The sequence below is a fragment of the Shewanella sp. A22 genome (assembly GCF_053850585.1).
Genome location: NZ_JBSQBN010000086.1, coordinates 1 through 20116 on the forward strand (window position 1 = coordinate 1; position 20116 = coordinate 20116).

Here is a 20116-nt window from a genome sequence, read left to right on the forward strand (position 1 = left end):
CCAGAATGGAGTCTCTCAGGTATTCCACTTCTGTGTTACATCGATTTAAAAGGCAACAACCATTTCTACATCAATGTGCCTTGAATTGAAAAACCTGAGAGGCTCTGAACTGACCAGATATTTAATGAGATTGGTATTAGTTGAAGATGTAGAGAATTATGCTGCAGATTATGCTCAAATAAAAAGCCGATATCTATGATATCGGCTTTTTATTTGACGGTTACATATGAAGGTTAATTAGTACGATAACGGCTTAAAATTTTACCTAAGTTAGCAGATGCATTAGACAAGTCTTTTACGCCATGCGAAGACTGTTGTGAAAGATCTCTAATAATATTCGATTTCTGACGAATGTCAGTTAACTCTTTGGCAATATCGTTTGCGACAGCACTTTGTTCTTCTGACGATGTCGCAATTTGGAAGCTCATGTCCATAATTGAACGAGAGGACTCTGAAATGGCATTAATATCAGTACCAATATTACTGATCAAGTCGCTACTGGTTTGAGCTTGTTTAACGGTATCTTGGGTAATGGTGTCAATGTTAAGTGTTTCCGTTTGCAGCAATTCAATCATTTTATGTATTTCAACTGTTGCAGCTTGAGTGCGACCAGCAAGGGTTCTAACTTCGTCGGCAACCACTGCAAAACCGCGACCCATTTCACCGGCTCGTGCGGCTTCGATTGCTGCGTTTAACGCCAGTAAGTTGGTTTGATCTGAAATGCCATTAATGGTGGTGATGACTTCATTAATATTTGTCGCATTCGTTTTTAACGTATTAACTGAGTTTGATGTTTGTTCAATGTAGGTCGATAACTGTTTAATTTCATCAATGGCTCGCTTGGCTCTGTCGTAGCTTTGACGTGTGTATTCAGAGTCTTGCTCTACTCGTTGAGTTGAATTGCGGGCTATGTTAGATACCTCGGCAGCTGAAGCTGTCATTTCTTCCATTGCCGTCGCAACAGAATCGAGTGAAGCGTATTGCAGGTCAATTTGTTCTGCACTTTGTTCAGCATCGCGGGCAAAGGTATCCGAAGTAGAATGCAAAGTGTCGGTATTATTTTTTACTGCCGTAACCAATTCTGTCAAGGTATCCATGGCTTCGTCTAATTCACAACCAATCGTACCAAACTCGTCGCGACCTGGGTGGAAACCTAAACGCGAGGTTAAATCGCCTTTGGCAATTTTTTTAGAGGTGTCCCAGATTTGCCACAACGCACCACTTAGGAACGTGGCATTCCAATACAGCACAATGGCAAAAGGCAAAAACCATAAGAATGAGAGAAAAAGTGACGTTAATGCAGCTTGTTTAGCATCTGCTTCTTGAGTGTAAGTTGATTCACTAAGGCTATAGTATTGCCCACCTGATGCATAAACGGTAGTAATGGTATCTTGTTGGCGAGAGCTGGTTTGTGAACGTGCAGAGACTTGTAATCCAAGGCTTGCAGCTTGATCTAACTGACCTGTCGCTTCAAGGGTTTGGACCATGGCGGCAGTTTTTTGCTCTAAAACCTGTAATGACTGCTGCTCAATATCATTCATCCTGTTGACATAATTGTTCAGCGATACGCTAAATAAAACAATAAGAAACAGCCCGAAGATGGCCAAAAATTTGTCATTAATGGACATTTTGATAAAGAGTCTATCGATAGTTCTAAAATCAACTTGTTTCATGGTTTGGGTACCTAAACCGTTAAAGGCAATAAATTTAAATACTAGATGAGCTTAGAATATTTAGATACTAAATTGTTAGCTGCAGAGTATTTTTTTGTGACCAGGATGATGTTGGTTCAAGAACAATATCGACAATAAACCAAATAGCTTAAGTGATTTTACTATCTTTACATCTGATCTGTTTTAGGGAGCACCTTGGGCGCTGACGACAAATACTAGCCTAGTAGGCTGGTAATATCTTAACATTTTAAGCTAATTTAATGACAAAATTCACAATATGAAACAGCTTGTTGTCATTTTTGGTTTTTTATTCATAAAAGTGTTACAAAACTTGTCTCAAAAAAACAACATTTCCCCTTTGCTTGTTTTTGTCTTAGTTATTGTTTGTTATTGGTTATTTTAATGTTTACTTGTGGTTGTTCTTTTACATGTATTATTTTTGCAAATTAATCAATTAGATAGCGGATTTTATACATGACTTTTGTGATCGATGTTCTTTTTTCAATGTGCAAACTTTGGGACAATCCCGCGGCATATTACAAAAAAACAGCATTTACATTACAAAGTATGGGGTTAAAAATGAAAGGATTAACTAAATTAACAGCGGTTTCACTTGCTGTTGCAGCTGCATTGCCAATGATGGCTAATGCTGATGTGCTAATTAGTGAATACGTCGAAGGCAGTTCATTCAATAAAGCGATTGAGCTTTATAATAGTGGTGATGCTGAAATTGACTTAACAGGTTATAAATTAGTACGTTATAAAGATGGTGCTACAGTAGCTGAAGATATGGTCGTTTTTGAAGCCCCTGAAGTGATAGCGGCTAAAAGTGTCAAAGTTATTTTGCATCCAAGTGCCACTATTACGGTACCGGCAGCTACCGACTCTATTGAGGGCGATTTAAATTTCAATGGCGGTGATGCTGTAGGTTTATTAAAAGACGGTATATTAGTTGATGTGATTGGTGAAATACCAACCCTAACAGGGTGGGGGAAGGATGCTACTTTCCAACGTCATTTAGATGCTTTAGCGGCTCGCACAACTTATGATTCCACCCAATGGACCACATTAGGGGTAGACACTTTTACGGGTTTAGGATCACTTGATGTTGCTATTGTACCAGACCCTACGGTATTTACTTGTAATGGCGCAACACTGACTAACATTTATGATATTCAAGGTGCGGGAGATTCTAGCCCATTGATTGCTGATGGTAGTTATGAGTCAGCCAATGAAGTCACCGTAAAGGGAATTGTTACCGCGAGAAGTGATAGTTTATATAAAGGTTTCTTTATTCAAGATATGCAAGGTGATAACTCTCCTTACACTTCTGATGGTATTTTTGTTTATTTAGACCAAGTTGCGCCAGATTCAATTCAGCCCGGCGCGGAAGTGTGTGTACAAGGTAAAGTAAAAGAATATTATAATTCAACCCAGATTGATCTTAAAGCTGATCAAAAATTTGAAGTTGGTGTATTAGGAGATGTTCCTGCTGCTGTTGAGTTTTATGTTGCAGATGGCGAAACCTTAGCGCAAGCATTAGAGCGTGTTGAAGGCATGAAAGTGAAGCTGGATGCTGGTAGCGAGATGAAAGTCAATCGTACCTTTAGTTTCGATTATGATTCATATCGTAATAATATGGTGTTGTCACATAAAGCGGCATTAATGAAGCCGACCCAAGTGTTTGAACCAAACTCTGCAGAGGCGGTAGCGTTAGCTAAAGCCAATGCAGTTAATCAGTTATTTGTTGAATCTGATTACAAAGCCAAAGATGGAGAAGTCCCTTACTTCCCAGACTTTAATGCTGAAACAGGTTACATCCGCGTAGGCGATCAACTGACAAACCTTGAGGGTGTGATTGGTTATAGCTACAACGCATACCGTATCTTAGCGACCAACACCATTACCGCGGGTGACTTTATTCGTGAGAATGATCGTACTGATGCACCTACTGTGGCTGACATGGGTGACATTCGAGTTGCAAGCTTTAACGTATTGAACTTTTTTAATGACGTTGTTGGCGGAGATTCAAATCCATCAAACAGTAATCGTGGTGCAACAATCGAAGATGAAATGGTATTACAGCGTACTAAAATTGTTAATGCGCTTGTGGCCATGAATGCTGATGTTGTTGGCTTAATGGAAATTGCTAATAATGGCTTTGGTGAATTGAGTGCCATTCAAAACTTGATTGATGCACTTAACGCAGAATTAACGGATGAACAAGCGTATCGCTTTGTTGAAATCGAAGACGCTGACAAGTATGAAGGCAAATACATTGGCAGTGATGCTATTACTGTTGGTATGTTATATCGCCCAGCCCGTATCACCTTAGAAGGTGCTGCAAAAGTGATTGCTACGCCAGAGCAGCATGCAACAGATGGTGCAGAGACTCGTGAGAAAGATGGCGTGGTTGAGCAAAGCCCAAGCTATGATAAGTTCCAACGTCACAGCTTAGTGCAAACCTTCAGTATTAATGATGAAAAACTGACGGTAGTGGTTAACCATTTAAAATCTAAAGGTTCAGGTTGTATTGAAGATTGGATTGAATTCAATGAAGACGATGAACCAGCAGATTTACAGGGTAAGTGTAATGCTTTCCGTGTGTCGGCTGCAAAAGTACTTGGTGAGTCACTAAAAGATGTTGAAGGTGATGTACTGGTGATTGGTGATTTAAATGCTTATGGTAAAGAAGATCCTGTCGCAGTATTAACTGACTATGATTCATCAACAACTGACCATGTTATCCGCACCGCATCGTGGACTACCTTAAACGGTAAAGTGTACGAACGAGAAGGCAGTGTTATTGACAAAGGTTATGGGTTAATTAATCTTAATACTCAAGCTCATGGTGCAGCTACTTACTCATATAGCTACAGTGGCGAATTAGGTAATTTAGACCATGCGTTAGCCAATGAAAGCCTAGCGGCTAAATTGGTGGGCATTGATGATTGGCATATCAATTCAGTGGAATCCACTTTGTTTGAATATGGTAGCAAGTACACTGGTGATTTGATTAAGTCTGAAGGGCCATTCGCGGCTTCTGATCACGATCCTGTCATTATTGCATTAAGCTATCCTGCGCCAGTAACGCCTACACCAACACCAGAGCCTGTAAAAGACAGTGATGGCGGCAGTTTAGGTTACTTTGCGTTAATGCTATTAGGTGCGCTTGGCTTGCGTCGTCGCAGTTAACGATAATTGTATGTTAAAGGTGTGATAAGTTTGCACTGACAAAAAAAGGATGACGCTGGTCATCCTTTTTTATTGAGTATTCTTGTGAGGATTATGCATTAACAATATGGCGATTTTGGCTCGATTTCATTTTTTGCTTACGACGACTCCAATACAAATAAAACCCAGTAAAAGCTAAGATAACAGGCATCAATCCGATCACACACCAAATTATTCGTGTCAGTAATCCACCGATATAACCAAAATGCAGCTTACGAAAACTATCTAAAAATACTATTAGATTATCAGCTTGGCGAATATCTTGTTTTGCGAGCAATATGCCGCTTGTTCTATCAAAGCTGACAAAGCTAGCGTATTCACTACTGAACGGATTATTGCTGTCAACTTTTCCATAGAAGGTAATATCTCGGCCTGGTTCAAATGGCATAGTGAGGTAACCGGCTTTGAAGCTGGTTATCTCATCTTCGGTTTGTTGCATAAGCGCCTCAAATGAAATATGTGAACTATGGCGTGGTGCGCTAACAAGGTAATGATCACCATTTGCGTGTTCGGTGAGTTCATGTTGAATACCGATAAAGTTCCAGTAAATACCTGTGAATGCCACCACAATTAATACCGGTGAACTCAAGATACCAATTAACTTATGAATATCGCTAAATAAAATACGGGTCACAGCATTAAAACGTAAGGTAAATAATGAGGCCCAAAATCGGCGGTATAGGATCATCCCGCTGATCCCCAAAAATAACATAATGCACCCCGCGACAAGTGCAACACTGGCACCTGTGACATGCAGCAAAAAAGTATAATGCAGTTCAAGTAGCCAATCCGTTAGATAATGCTCTAATGACTGTGGTTGTGACAGTAACTGGCCAGTGTATTGGTTTACGTAGACTTTAAACCAGTCTTCAGTGCCGCGCTTAATGATATACCCTGCATCTGAACGAGATTTATCGTCGAAGATTTCCCAGCCACCCAACTCAAAATCTGGATTGGCAGCCAGTAAAGTATGCATTAGTGTGTCTAAGCTGGCTCTTGAGGTTGTTGGCGTTGCGTCCACTAACATGTGTGTTGGGCGAAGTAGGCTGTCTATTTCAACTTTAAAAATTAACATGCTACCGGTTATTGAAATAATTAGTAACGGTAACATGGCAATAAGGGCTGCATAAGAATGCCATTTGAATAAGGTTTTTCTCATAAGAATTGTCATTTCATTATTGAGTGCCTTAGTGAAATAATCGGCGCATAATGGTTACGTCGATTATCCCACTTCGGCTAGCGTTGGCTCTGTTGAGGTTAACTTACATTTTCCATGTAAGGGTAGCACTGTAATTTGCTGGTGCGCCGTAATACCCTTGGGCCCAATATAAGCTATTGATGTATTTCTCATCGCCAACGTTATTGGCATTAACCGCTACGCCAAGGTTTTCGGTGACTTGATATTTTGCCATGAGGTCGACAACCGCGTAAGCGTCTTGTTTCGTGACGATTTCAGCTCCTGCATTATCAAAACCAACTGCAACTACGCCTTGATCGCGAGAAATGTCATCTTGCCAGCGCATGTTCATACCCACGGAGAATCCTTCAAGGGTTTCAAAGTCATAGGTCGCTGCAAATTTGAATAACTTACTTGGTGTATAAGCCGTAACAGTATCATCACCTTCAATATCAAAATCGGTATAACCAATGCTGACATTGAGGCCTGAATATATTTCACCAGCAATATCGATTTCATAACCTTTGCTGCTAATACCTTCTGAACCATAATAACGCTTCAATTCTATCGGCAGATCCGCTGTGGCAGGATCAGGTAGGGCAATATTGTTTTGAATCACGTCAAAATACGCGAGGCTGGCAATTAGGCGACCATTAAATAGCTCACCTTTAATACCTATTTCGCGGCTTTCACCCGTAATAGGGTCAAGAAACACACCACTAGTATCTGGATCCGTTTGCTGAACAAACGTTTCGGTATAGCTGGTGTAGGCAACTAATTCAGGGGTAAAACGATATACAGCACCTAAATACGGAATAAACTTTTGGTAGTCGGCATCTTGATCAACTTCATAAGAGACACCTTCTGCTTGCCAATCGTTGTAGCGTCCGCCAACGATAACGTGCAAATCATCAACGATGTTGAATCGTCCGGTGAAATAAGCGGCCTGCTGTTCACGCGAGACGTCACTCCCACGAAGGCTATCCTTAAAGGTTGGTTTTGGAGTATTGCCGTCCCAGGTGTTGAGATCGGGCATCTCAGGGAAGCCATATCCTGTGGTGTAATCATAAAGTGAGCTGTCGGTATAGCTCATTTTTGAGTAGTTTAATCCAGCGACGATTTGATGGTCACGACCAAACAAGGTGAAGTTACCATCAACATACATATCGATTAAGTCATGCTTGTCGTCAAAGTCGTATTCGCTACCGTAACCGGTTAAGCCTAATTCTGTTTCTCTGTTCGGTGTGCCAAAAACGTAAAATAGCTCAGTATCTTCGTCGGTGGCTTTATGAGAATAGGTGGCACGTAAACGCCAGTCGTTATTAAAGTGATGACTGAGCTCTAAAACGGTATTATTTTTGACGACTTGCCAATTTGACCAATCTGCCGAAGTATTGGTGGAGCGATCATAATTGGTTGCACTGCCGTCTGAGTAAAATAATGGTAACGCACCCCAGTTATTGCCCGTTGCGTCATTATTCATGTAGCTGTGGCTTAATGACAAGCTGGTATCGTCAGATAGGTTGGCTTCTAAAAACACATAGAAAATATTTTTGTCAGTTTCGTAACGGTCTAAATAAGAATCTTTATTTTGAGTAACTGCAACCACGCGTGCTGCAAAGGTATCATTAAGTTGAACTGAACCGTCTGCCTCTAAGCGGGTATTATTAAAACTACCATAGCTGGCGTTAACTGATAGTTGGTTGTCAGCAGTTGGGCGTTTACGAATAAAGTTAATCGTGGCAGAGGGGTTACCCACGCCGGTCATTAAACCATTTGCCCCTCGGATAACTTCAATACGGTCATAAATTGCCGTATCTTCGTCGGCATGGTTATTACCCGATGTTAGCGGTAAACCAATACCGTCAATTTGGAAGTTGGTAATGTCAAAACCACGCGCCGTATAATAGGTGCGGTCTGTTTCAATTCGCTCAACATTGACACCTGTTGCACTGTCGAGTGCCGAGTTAATATCATGCAGCTGGAAGTCTTGTAATTGGGCATCGGTAATAACAGAAACAGATTGAGGAATATCGGTAATGGCTAAATCTAATCGTGATGCACCGCTGGCTGAGTGGGCGTTATAACCAGCAATGTAGCTGCCTTTAACTTCTATTTTTTCAATATTCTCATTTTGACTCTTTGCATCTGTTTCTGTATCGGCTGCGATAGCTTGGTGAGACAGGGTCATTGTACATAATACGGCTAAACTAATTTTATTTAATTTCATGGTGTTATCATCTTCAACTGCTATGAACGAATCCCTGTTCTGTGTGTAAACAAAGCGTATTCTGTTGTTCAATTATTTAACAGTCGACATCATACATTTATCACAAATAGAAATCATTATCATTTACAGTTGTAAGTTTTGTAAATTTCAGCCATGGTGTGGGATTTTCTGTAGGGTTATGATGTCGTTGCACTTATTAAGCAGCTAAAGTGATTTTAGTGAAGTACAGAGCTAGTCGCTGGCGATGATTTTTGGTGAAAGTGATAATTTTTTGATCGATATTAAATTGGACCGCATCATAAATAAGGTGTAATTAGCATCTTATTTATGACGCAATAAAATCTATTTTATACAATCAAACCATACTGATCTCTTAATACTTTAATAATATCTTCTTTTGGGTTAGCTGGTAATGAAATGGATGTGCCTGTGACTTTTTCTGCAACACCTGTATAAGTTCGCGATACATTCATCATGGCTTCTAATGGTAAGTCGTTATCACGGGCAAGGGCTTCGCGCTCTGGCATTCTGTCTTTGTTTAATAATATGTCGGCATCATCAAAATGGTTTAAGAGGAATTGGCGGAAACCTTCTTTTGAATTTTCAACAATTTTACCATCGCGATAAGCCTCACCGTCCCAAATACGTGATGAATCAGGGGTACCGACTTCATCCATGTAAATCAGTTTTGAGTGGCCGTTTTTATCGTTTACATAACCAAATTCAAACTTGGTATCGACAAAGACTTGGTCAAGTTTTGCTAGTGCATCTGAAATTACCTTGAAACCTTGCTTGAGCAGCGTTTCATATAGGTCGATATCCTGCGGATTTTCAAAGCCGAAAGCTTGGTAGTTGGCTTCAATGTCACTGCGACTAATGTTAACGTCATCTTGTGCTGGCACACCCGGGATACCAGTTAAAATACCTTTAGTTGACGGTGTGATCAGTAATTCGGGTAACTTTTGATCCTTGCTTAAGCCTTCAGGTAATGTGATACCGCAAAAAACACGCTCACCTTTTGAATAGGCGCGCCACATTGAACCCGTAATGTATTGGCGACAAATGGCCTCTACTTTAATTGGACGGGCTTTTTGCACTATCCATACAAAAGGGTGTGGAATATCTAAAATATGGCTATCCGCTAAACCATTTTCGGCAAATAACCCAAACCAATGATTTGAAATGGCATTAAGTGCAGCGCCTTTACCGGGAATACCTTGTAAATTACCTTCGCCATGGAAAATACAGTCAAAAGCGGAAATTCGGTCACTGATTACCATTATGGCCAGTGGAGTATCTTCGGGGACGTTATAGTTTTTATCTTGAATTAGACGGCGGCTATCTGCATCGGTTAACCAATAAACACTGCGAACTTTACCACTGTGGACTGGTTTGTCGGTACGGATAGGTAAATCATTGTTCACGGCAAGAACGGAATCAGCAAGACTCATGCGAGTGTTCCTTAGGTAGTAGGGTACATAGGTTTTTTATGGCGGCTATTTTACCTGTATTAGACGGATTTGCCACGTGAAAAGGAGGTGCTGAAATAGGCTTTTCCGTTATGCGAACAATCAAAGCTAGATGATCACTATCTAGATAAAGACTTTACTAAGCTGATAAGGCAAAATCCACGTCTTGAGGTTTGAGTGTATGGGTAATAGCAGTGAATAGTAAACAAGATCATAGTCATGCTCAAAAGGGGTTGGTTTTTGTATCCATTGCGATATTTTTCTGGGGTATTTTACCCATCGCATTAAAATTATCTGGCGATTTTATTACTCCTGTTACGCTGACTTGGTTCCGTTTTGTTATGGCGTTAGTGGTGACCCTATTCATTCAATGGCGATTAGGGGGCTTACGTCAATTTGTTGGGTTGCCCGCACTGGTGTGGTTTAAGCTTGTGCTCGCTGGTATTTTGCTGATGTGCAATTATGTTTCATTTGTTTATTCCTTAGAATATTTAGCTCCAGGTACTGCGCAACTTAATTTTCAAACTGCACCATTTTTCTTGGCATTTGGCGGAGTGTTGTTTTTTAAAGAGCGCTTTAATGCATTTCAATTAAGCTGTTTTGCCACTCTTGCATTAGGGATGCTGATGTTTTTCCATCCGCAACTCGATTTAAATCAAGCAAGTGATCATCAAGTCTTACTTGGCATTATAATTGTGCAGTTTTCAGTGATGTCGTGGACCAGTTATGCTTTATTGCAAAAATCGGTGAGTCAGCGTTTATCGCCCAGTAATGTGCTGCTATTTATTTATGCGTTAGGGATTGTGGTCATGGCACCATTTAGTCACTTTAGTCAGTTTGAAGCGATGACATTAGATCAATGGTGGATTGTGCTTTTTTGTGGTGCTAATACTTTGATTGCTTATGGCTGCTTTGCTCAAGCTTTGCATTATTGGCCAACAGCGCAAGTGAGTGCGATGTTATCGTTAACCCCAGTATTGAGTTTTAGTGTGACTGAGCTAGTGGTCTGTTTAGGCTGGTGGAGCGGGGTATTTACCCGCGCTAATATTGATGCGCTGTCATTTATGGGAATAGTGCTGATTGTGTGTGCGGTGTTTGTAGTGCAAATTGTGCCCATGTACCAAAAGCGCAAACAGAAAAAAGCATTCCGAACTGTGTTGTAGCTATTTGAATTGAATGTAAGTTAGTGCAGTGACCGTATGAGTGTTATTGATGCGATTAACTGTGTTGTGCGAGGTAATAAAGCGTTAATCCAAATGCGCCAAAAAGTGTGCAGCCAATTATCATCATCCACAGTAATGTTTTATCTTGTTTAGCTGATTTTGTTGCATCAAATAGTGACGAGCCAAATATCTCTGCAATGAACACTAAAAAATCCATTTTAGGCTGCCTATTTAGGTGAGTTAATCCATTAATGTCAGAGTAGCCAATATTTCCGTAGTAATCAAATTAATTAGTGTTATTTGATTTTATCATTCTTAGCTTATAAATAATTGGTTTAATCAAAAGCGGAAAACAAAAATGGAGCCATTAGGCTCCATTTTTTGTGTCATTCAATTGAATGATTAGCCGTTGTCACGTGGTTTACGTGGACGACGTTCAACACTTGCAGGACGATCTCCTGCAGGGCGATCACCACGTGGGCGGTCACTACGAGCACGATCGCTGCGTGGGCGACGTGGAGCACCTGCGCCACGAGTCGTATCAGCAAATACTTCATCACCCGCTTCACGAATGTTTAAAGGACGACCACATACACGCACTTTTCTTAGGTGCGAAAGGATGTCTTTAGGCATTCCGTCTGGTAAATCAACCGTTGTCACTTGATCGAATAATTGGATTTGGCCAATGAAACGGCTATCGATGTTTGCTTCGTTAGCAATTGCACCAACGATGTTACCTACACCAACACCATTTTCACGACCTACATCGATCACATAACGATTCATTTTCACGTCTGGGTTATCTTTTAAACCTTCTGCACTACCAAAGCTAGTTGGTGCTGGACGGTTACTGCGCTCACGGCGTGGGCGGTCGCTATTACGGTCGCCACGTTCGCTACCTCGTTCATTACGATCATCACGTGAATCGCGCTGACGTTCAGTAATTGTTGGTAACTGGAGCGGACGCTCTTGCTGTACTTGTTGTAATAACGCAGCAGCAAGTAAATCAGTATCAACTTCAAGCTGTTGACATAATTCAGCAACGGCATTCTTCATGAAATCTAAGTCGCCGTTAATGGTTTCTTGGATTTGTTCGCCTAAACGAGATAAACGACGCTCTGCAACTGTTTCAGGGCTAGGCACTTTCATTGGAGAAATACGGCTATTTGTTGCACGTTCGATAGTGCGTAACATACGCATTTCACGGTTGGTCACAAACAAAATTGCCATACCAGTACGACCAGCACGACCAGTACGACCAATACGGTGTACATAGGCTTCTGAATCATAAGGAATATCGTAGTTAACTACGTGACCAATACGATCAACGTCTAAACCACGAGCCGCAACATCAGTCGCGATTAAAATGTCTAACTTGCCGCGTTTAAGTTGGTCAACAGCACGCTCACGCGCTTGTTGATTCATATCACCATGTAATGGCGATGATGCATAACCACGTGATTCTAATTTTTCAGCTAATTCAACACAGCTGTTACGAGTACGAACGAAGATGATAATACCTTCTGTATTTTCAACTTCTAATACGCGTACTAACGCTTCAAGTTTGTTGTGTTGTGATACTTGCACATAACGTTGGTCGATAGAGTCAACCGTTGTATGGCTAGAAGCAATACTGATGTTAACAGGATTGTTTAAATGCTTAGCCGCTACGCGCTTGATTTGCTCAGGCATAGTCGCTGAGAATAATGCAAGTTGGCTGTCACTTGGTTTGTGCTCAAGAACCCATTCGATATCATCGATGAAGCCCATTTTTAACATTTCATCAGCTTCATCAAGCACTAACGCTTTTAACGAATCTAACTTTAATGTGCCACGACGCATGTGATCCATTACACGACCTGGTGTACCAACAATCACTTGTGGTCCACGCTTAAGGGCGTTTAATTGTTGTTGCATGCTTTGACCACCGTAAATCGGTAGTACGTGGAAACCTTTAATGAATTTTGCATAGCTGCCAAATGCTTCGGCAACTTGAACCGCTAATTCGCGGGTAGGTGCTAACACTAAAATCTGTGGAGCATTGATTTTCATGTCGATTTTGTTTAGTAAAGGCAGGGCAAACGCACCTGTTTTACCTGTACCGGTTTGCGCTTGGCCGATAATATCTTTACCCGCCATAAGCGGATCGATACTAGCAGATTGAATTGGCGTTGGTTTTTCATAACCTAATTCGTCAAGTGAGCGCAACAAAGACTCAGATAGACCGAGTTCGCGGAAAGTTCTTTCATTGGATGACATTGAGTTGTAGCCTTGTGGATGCGCACGAAGATCGGAAGCTCGTGCTAAAGTTTCACAGACAGAAAATCAACCCCGTGTCGATTTCCCGCGCCGATAAGGGGGCGTATTATAGCAGCAACTCTGTGAGTTGACCACGTAAAAACTGAAAATAAACCTTAATTTGCCTATTCGAGGTTAATATTGGCCTGATTCTTGATTTTTAGCATATTGCAATTGGTTGAAAAACGAGCGATTGTTGGGTTGGGGAAAGTTATTTAAGGGAGTTGGTCAATTTATCGATACTGAGCATTTGATATATCGTTTCAGAAACCGCCACGATAAAGCCAACATCTAAGGTGTGTAGTGTATCGTCTGGCGTATGATATTGCGCATGTGGTGGCACGCCAAAATACACCCACGCATAACCCGCTTTGTGGAATGGATAGTGGTCTGATGCTCTAAGCCAGTCACTTTTTCTCATGCGTCCACTTAATAAGTTTGTATGATGAGTCTTGATGCATAATTGAGTCTGTTGCATTAATAGCGGCTCTATCACCTCAAAATTTGCAAGATTTTTTTGCCCCTCAAGGTAGATTGCCCTGCGGCGATCTGGGTGACCTATCATGTCTAGGTTAACGCTGAGTTCTATGTTCATTTGTGGTTGTTGCTGCAATGCTGTTACCAATGCATAGCTACCATATAACCCCGGTTCTTCTGCATCAGTTGCAACAATCATTAAATTAACATCATCTAATGGCGGATTACGTTGCCACTGGGCTGCAATTGCTATCATTCCGGCAACGCCCGAAGCATTATCATCTGCTCCAGGGTAGATTTTACTGCCTCGTTGGCCTAAATGATCATAGTGCGCGGTAATTACTCTCCATCGGTTGGAGTGTTTTTTTGCCATAATGGTCGCAATGATATTGACGCCAGAAACGGTCGAAAATTGATGCTGAAAAAGGAATGGTACTGCAAACGTTGACTGCCAGGGTTGTAATCCCATCTCTGTAAAGCGTTTGATTAAGTATTCTTGAGTCAGGCGGGCGCCTTCTGTGGCTGTTTTGCGACCTTGAAATTCAGCTGAACTCAGTGTGGTGATATCTTGAGTAATTTGCTGGTGGGCATTAGGCCAAGAGGTGGAAATATCTGACGAGCATTGCCGAGGTGTTTGGCTGCAGGCACTGAGTAAGCTGCACAATAAAATCATAGCCAATACCTTAAGGTGAATTTGAGTCGTAAACATAATATGTGCTCCTCTTATTCACCTAAGGTTTGGTATGTGATCTCTGCTTATTATTTGGCTTTTTTCGCCTTTACCCGTTTGTTGTGTAACGCCAGCATCGGCTTTAAGAATCTAGCAGTATGAGACTCTGGGTGCTCTGCTACTTCTTCTGGAGTGCCTGTAGCTAGAATCATCCCGCCACCTGCGCCGCCTTCTGGGCCTAAATCGATAATCCAGTCTGCCGTTTTAATCACATCTAAATTATGCTCAATCACTACTACAGTGTTGCCGTGAGATTTTAAGCGATGTAATACTTCTAACAATAGTTGAATATCTGCAAAGTGAAGCCCGGTTGTCGGTTCGTCTAAAATGTACAAGGTTTTACCTGTGTCGCGTTTAGACAGCTCTTTGGCCAATTTAACGCGCTGTGCTTCACCGCCTGATAAGGTTGTCGCACTTTGGCCTAAACGAATGTACGACAAGCCAACATCTATTAAGGTTTGTAGTTTACGAGAAATTGATGGAATCGCATCAAAGTAGCCTCGAGCATCTTCAACCGTCATTTGCAGTACTTCGTGAATGTTTTTGCCTTTGTATTTCACTTCTAAAGTTTCGCGGTTATAGCGCTTACCTTTACACGAGTCACAAGGCACGTAAACATCGGGTAAAAAGTGCATTTCAACTTTGATTAAACCATCACCTTGGCAGGCTTCGCAGCGCCCGCCTTTAACGTTAAACGAGAAACGGCCCACTTGATAACCACGGGTACGCGATTCTTGGGTGCCAGCAAATAGTTCACGTATTGGTGTAAAAATACCCGTATAAGTAGCCGGGTTAGAGCGCGGTGTACGGCCAATGGGACTTTGATCAATATCGACCACCTTGTCGCAATGGTCCATGCCTTTAATGCTTCTATAGGGGGCTGGCTCATCAACGGTAGCGCCATTGAGCATCCGATGGGCTATTTTAAAGAAGGTATCGTTTATCAGTGTTGATTTACCTGAACCTGACACTCCGGTTACACAGGTAAACAGTCCCACTGGAATGGTTAAATCAACATCTCTTAGGTTATTGCCTGATGCGCCAAATAACTCAATGACTTTCTTTGGGTTAATCGGGGTGCGTTCATCACTAATGTGGATTTGCTTTTTACCAGAAATGTATTGGCCTGTGACCGATTCTTCACAGCTAAGAATATCTTCTAAAGTACCGTCGCAAATCACTTCACCACCATGTACGCCAGCACCCGGGCCAATATCAATAATGTGGTCAGCAAGGCGGATAGCGTCTTCATCGTGTTCGACCACAATAACGGTATTACCTAAATCACGCAGATGGATTAGTGTTTGCAATAAGCGTTCATTATCTCGTTGATGCAGGCCTATTGATGGTTCATCGAGCACATACATCACGCCCACTAAACCAGCACCAATTTGGCTGGCTAAGCGAATACGTTGCGCTTCGCCACCGGATAAGGTTTCGGCTGAGCGTGACAAACTTAAATAGTTAAGTCCTACATTGACCAAGAAGCCAAGACGTTGGCTGATCTCTTTTAAAATTTTCTCGGCAATTTGGGCGCGTTGACCTTCAAATTCGACGTTATCGAAGTATTCTTTGGCTTCGCCAATCGACCACGTTGTTAGCTGGGGGAGGTTTAACTCGCCAATAAATACGTTACGTGCTTCTTCACGTAGACGTGAACCTCCACAACTATTACAAGGCTGCATATTGATAAATTTAGACAATTCGTCGCGTACCGAATTACTTTCTGTTTCACGGTAGCGGCGATCCATATTATTTAAAATGCCTTCAAACGGATGGTTACGCACCACCACATCACCACGGTCATTAATATATTTAAAGGCAATATTTTGGTTACCAGAACCATACAACACGATTTTTTTAACTTTATCGCTCAGTTCGGCAAATGGTTTTTCAACATCAAACTTATAATGTTCGGCGAGCGAGCTGAGCATTTGGAAATAGTAAAAGTTGCGTCTATCCCAACCTCTAATGGCACCACCGGCTAATGAAAGCTCATCGTTAGCAATAACTCTTTCTGAGTCAAAAAACTGCTGAACCCCTAAACCGTCACAGGTTTGGCAAGCCCCGGCAGGATTGTTAAACGAAAAAATACGCGGTTCAAGTTCGGCCATCGAATAGCCACAATGCGGACAAGCAAAGTTTGCCGAAAAGATGAGTTCTTCAGTACTGCTATCTTCCATGCTGGCAATTTTGGCTATGCCACCCGACAGTTCTAAAGCGGTTTCAAACGACTCTGCCAAACGCTGTTTCATGTCTTCGCGTACTTTAAAGCGATCGACAACCACTTCAATGGTATGTTTGATGTGTAAATCTAATGTTGGAGGGTCGGTTAAATCACACACTTCACCGTCAATACGAGCCCGGATATACCCTTGTGCCGATAAGCTTTCAAGCAGTTTAACGTGTTCGCCTTTACGGTCATTAACCACTGGTGCAAGCAGCATCTGACGGCTGTCTGCCGGCATTGCTAGCACTTTATCAACCATCTGACTGACAGTTTGCGCCGATAAAGGTTGGTTGTGAGTTGGACAGCGGGGTTCTCCTACGCGGGCAAATAATAAACGTAAATAGTCATAGATTTCGGTAATAGTGCCGACCGTAGATCGCGGATTGTGTGAAGTTGATTTTTGTTCAATTGAGATAGCTGGGCTTAAGCCTTCAATATGATCAACATCGGGTTTTTCCATTAAGCTCAAGAATTGACGCGCATACGCCGACAACGATTCGACATAGCGACGCTGGCCTTCTGCATACAAAGTATCGAAGGCTAATGATGATTTTCCAGAACCAGATAACCCAGTTATCACAATAAGTTTGTCACGGGGGATGGTGAGATTGATGTTCTTAAGATTGTGGGTTCGGGCACCGCGTATTTCAATATTATCCATCTATTCACTCTATGACTTATATAAAACAAAACAGCAATTAGTATCGCATAGTTTGTTGGGGGACTTCATATCAATTTTGACTCTCATGGTTTTAAGATACGTATCGAGCTGGAGTAAAGTTTAACATGCGCAGATAAAACATCTTATGTTGAAAACTGTGATTTCCTTTTGAGCTAATTTATGGCGCTGTGGTAATATGCGCAACTTATAATATTGTTGAATTACTTATCGAAGGGCAACAGCATGGCCAGTAATGGACTGTCGGGTATGGAGAAAAAAGTCGCATTTTCGTTAGCCAGTGTGTTTGGTTTACGAATGATGGGATTGTTTATGATTATGCCTGTCTTCGCGCTTTATGGTCAGCACCTCGAGGGCTTTTCGCCGTTGTGGGTGGGTATTGCTATTGGTGCGTACGGATTAACCCAAGCTTTTTTACAGATCCCTATGGGTATTTTGTCTGACAAATACGGACGTAAACCGATCATTCTTGGTGGCTTAGTCTTATTTGCTATTGGGAGTTTAATTGCCGCATCATCTGATCACATTTATGGTGTGGTGTTTGGTCGTGCAGTACAAGGCATGGGCGCCATTGCCGCGGCTGTATTAGCGCTTGCTGCCGATTTAACCCGAGATGAACAACGCACTAAAGTCATGGCAATTATTGGCATGTGTATTGGCTTTTCATTTGCCTTGTCATTATTGGTTGGGCCTATTGTGGCACAATATATGGGCTTAACAGGGTTGTTTTTATTAACCGCTGTATTAGCCGTGTTGGGCATGTTGATTGTGCAGTTTTTTGTGCCCAATCCGATTAGCCAAGCGCCTAAAGGTGATACCGTCGCCACGCCCACAAAATTAAAGCGTATGTTGTTAGATCCACAGTTATTTCGTTTAGATGCAGGTATTTTTATTTTGCATTTAGTGCTCACCGCTGTGTTTGTTGCATTACCACTTGATTTGGTTGATGCCGGTTTAGTGAAAGAAAAGCATTGGATGTTGTACTTTCCTGCTTTTGTCGGTGCATTTTTCTTAATGGTGCCGTTAATTATCATTGGGGTAAAACGCAACAATACTAAAACCATGTTCCAATTGTCGCTAATGTTTATGATGGTGTCACTTGCGGGGATGGGGTTTTATGCCGATAATCTTTGGGTGTTAAGTGGCGCTGTAGTGTTATTTTTCACTGGCTTTAATTACCTTGAAGCATCACTGCCGAGTTTGATTGCTAAGTTTTGCCCTGTTGGTGATAAAGGTTCGGCTATGGGAGTATATTCAACTAGCCAGTTTTTAGGTGCTTTTTGCGGCGGCATGTTAGGCGGCGGAGCGTATCAACTGGTTGGCGCATCTGGCGTGTTTTTTGTCGCACTAGGGCTAATGTGTGTGTGGTTACTCTTGACCTTGGGCATGCAAAAGCCAGTGTTATTTAAAAGCTATACCCTTGAAGCTACGGTAAAAAATAGAACCGACGCGCAAAATATGGCCAGTAAATTATCGCAGTTAATCGGCGTTGTTGAAGCCATCGTGGTGCTCGAAGAGAAAGTGGCTTATTTAAAGGTCGATGATAAATTCAATTTAAGCGAAGCGCGAGCTGTGTTAGGCTCTGTGAATTAGATCGTGTAGATCATTCAGCTTAGTATTCAGATAAAGTAAACAGATAAAAATCTCAGGAGATTTCGATGGCTAGTCGTGGTGTGAACAAAGTAATTTTGGTCGGTAACTTAGGTAAAGATCCTGAGGTTCGTTACATGCCAAACGGCAATGCCGTAGCCAATTTTACTATAGCGACAAGTGAGTCGTGGAAAGACCAACAAGGTCAAACGCAAGAGCGTACCGAATGGCACAACATTGTGATGTATCGTCGCCTTGCAGAAATTGCCGGCGAATATTTAAAGAAAGGTTCTAAAGTTTATTTAGAAGGCAAATTGCAAACCAGTAAGTGGCAAGATCAGACTACCGGTCAAGACCGTTATAAGACTGAAATTAATGCCATGGAAATGCAAATGTTAGACAGCCGTAACTCAGGCGATAACGCTGGTGGTCAATATCAAGGACAAGGCCAAAATGCAGGACAAAATATGGGGCAACAACAGTCTCGCCCAGCTCCTGCACCTCAAGCTCGTCCGCCACAAGCGCAATATAATCAAACTGCGCCAACCGCGGGTAATACAGCTTATCAAGCACCTGCGCAACAAGGTGGTTATCAACAAGCGGCTCCTGCGCAGCAAGCTCAAACTGCACCAACTTATGCACCAAAGCCTGCCGCTGCACCACAGGGTAATTTCCAACCACAAAACGCACCTGCACAGCGCCCTGCACCACAACCGCAACAGAACTTCACTCCTGATTTAGATGAAGGCTGGGATGACGATATTCCGTTTTAGCACCTGTATAAATTAAAAGTGTTAAATATCGACACGGATAACATAAAAAACCCAGTATATATGCTGGGTTTTTTATTGCTCCGCTGTAATTTACCCTTATTATCCAAGCGATGCTGGGGTAATACCAATCTCATTAAATATCTGGTCAGTTCAGAGTCTCTCAAGTTTTTCAATTCAAGGCACATTGATGTAGAAATGGTTGTTTCCTTTTAAATCGATGTAACACAGAAGTGGAATACCTGAGAGACTCCATTCTGGCGGGTTTTAAAGTCCTTTATGCTTCGTTAGATGCTTTCAAAATACGACTGCATGGTCTATTTTTTTCCATAAAAAATAAGACATTCCCACCATCCATGGCGGTCAGATACTGGAGGTAGAGTAACGCAGGAGCTT

Annotated in this window: 12 protein-coding genes; 4 read left to right on the plus strand and 8 right to left on the minus strand. The window is 41.9% G+C overall.

Annotated elements, in window-relative coordinates:
• Nucleotides 1-233 precede the first annotated feature (233 nt).
• Nucleotides 234-1673 carry a methyl-accepting chemotaxis protein gene (locus ACWXWT_RS14540; RefSeq protein WP_456042298.1) on the minus strand — a complete coding sequence of 480 codons (1440 nt, stop codon included), beginning with the start codon at nt 1671-1673 and terminating at the stop codon, nt 234-236.
• Between the two features lie 579 nt (nt 1674-2252).
• Here ACWXWT_RS14540 and exeM point away from each other — a divergent pair.
• Nucleotides 2253-4868, plus strand: coding sequence for an extracellular exonuclease ExeM (exeM, locus tag ACWXWT_RS14545; RefSeq protein ID WP_456042309.1), 2616 nt, complete (start codon nt 2253-2255; stop codon nt 4866-4868).
• Nucleotides 4869-4959: 91 nt separating this feature from the next.
• Here the strand turns inward: exeM and ACWXWT_RS14550 are convergent, their stop codons facing one another.
• The 3 genes from ACWXWT_RS14550 to ACWXWT_RS14560 all read right to left on the minus strand — a co-directional run bounded on the left by ACWXWT_RS14550 (nt 4960) and on the right by ACWXWT_RS14560 (nt 9765).
• A complete protein-coding gene (locus tag ACWXWT_RS14550; protein ID WP_456042299.1) occupies nt 4960-6066 on the minus strand; it encodes a PepSY-associated TM helix domain-containing protein in 1107 nt (368 codons plus the stop codon).
• 103 nt (nt 6067-6169) lie between these two features.
• Complete coding sequence (locus ACWXWT_RS14555) at nt 6170-8314, minus strand: TonB-dependent siderophore receptor (protein WP_456042300.1); 2145 nt, start codon at nt 8312-8314, stop codon at nt 6170-6172.
• 347 nt (nt 8315-8661) lie between these two features.
• Entirely contained in the window at nt 8662-9765 is a 1104-nt protein-coding gene (locus ACWXWT_RS14560) for a phosphoribosylaminoimidazolesuccinocarboxamide synthase (protein ID WP_456042301.1), read from the minus strand.
• Nucleotides 9766-9977: 212 nt separating this feature from the next.
• Between ACWXWT_RS14560 and ACWXWT_RS14565 the strand changes: the two genes are divergently transcribed.
• A complete protein-coding gene (locus ACWXWT_RS14565; protein WP_456042302.1) occupies nt 9978-10946 on the plus strand; it encodes a DMT family transporter in 969 nt (322 codons plus the stop codon).
• Nucleotides 10947-11001: 55 nt separating this feature from the next.
• On the opposite strand, the gene ACWXWT_RS14570 is transcribed toward ACWXWT_RS14565, so the two are convergent.
• From ACWXWT_RS14570 to uvrA, 4 genes are all read right to left on the minus strand, one after another.
• Nucleotides 11002-11163, minus strand: coding sequence for a hypothetical protein (locus ACWXWT_RS14570; protein ID WP_456042303.1), 162 nt, complete (start codon nt 11161-11163; stop codon nt 11002-11004).
• Between the two features lie 185 nt (nt 11164-11348).
• On the minus strand, nt 11349-13205 hold the full coding sequence (locus ACWXWT_RS14575) for a DEAD/DEAH box helicase (protein WP_456042304.1): 1857 nt from the start codon (nt 13203-13205) through the stop codon (nt 11349-11351).
• A 250-nt stretch (nt 13206-13455) separates the two neighbouring features.
• Nucleotides 13456-14430, minus strand: a complete 975-nt coding sequence (locus ACWXWT_RS14580; RefSeq protein ID WP_456042305.1) for a M20/M25/M40 family metallo-hydrolase — start codon at nt 14428-14430, stop codon at nt 13456-13458.
• Nucleotides 14431-14480: 50 nt separating this feature from the next.
• Complete coding sequence (gene uvrA / locus ACWXWT_RS14585) at nt 14481-17342, minus strand: excinuclease ABC subunit UvrA (RefSeq protein WP_456042306.1); 2862 nt, start codon at nt 17340-17342, stop codon at nt 14481-14483.
• Between the two features lie 243 nt (nt 17343-17585).
• On the opposite strand from uvrA, the gene ACWXWT_RS14590 reads away from it, so the two are divergent.
• Together ACWXWT_RS14590 and ssb are read left to right on the plus strand one after the other, a co-directional pair.
• A complete protein-coding gene (locus ACWXWT_RS14590) occupies nt 17586-18953 on the plus strand; it encodes an MFS transporter (RefSeq protein WP_456042307.1) in 1368 nt (455 codons plus the stop codon).
• A gap of 65 nt (nt 18954-19018) precedes the next feature.
• Nucleotides 19019-19723: a single-stranded DNA-binding protein gene (gene ssb, locus ACWXWT_RS14595; protein WP_456042308.1), complete on the plus strand. Its 705-nt coding sequence runs from the start codon at nt 19019-19021 to the stop codon at nt 19721-19723.
• The last annotated feature ends 393 nt before the right edge of the window (nt 19724-20116 follow it).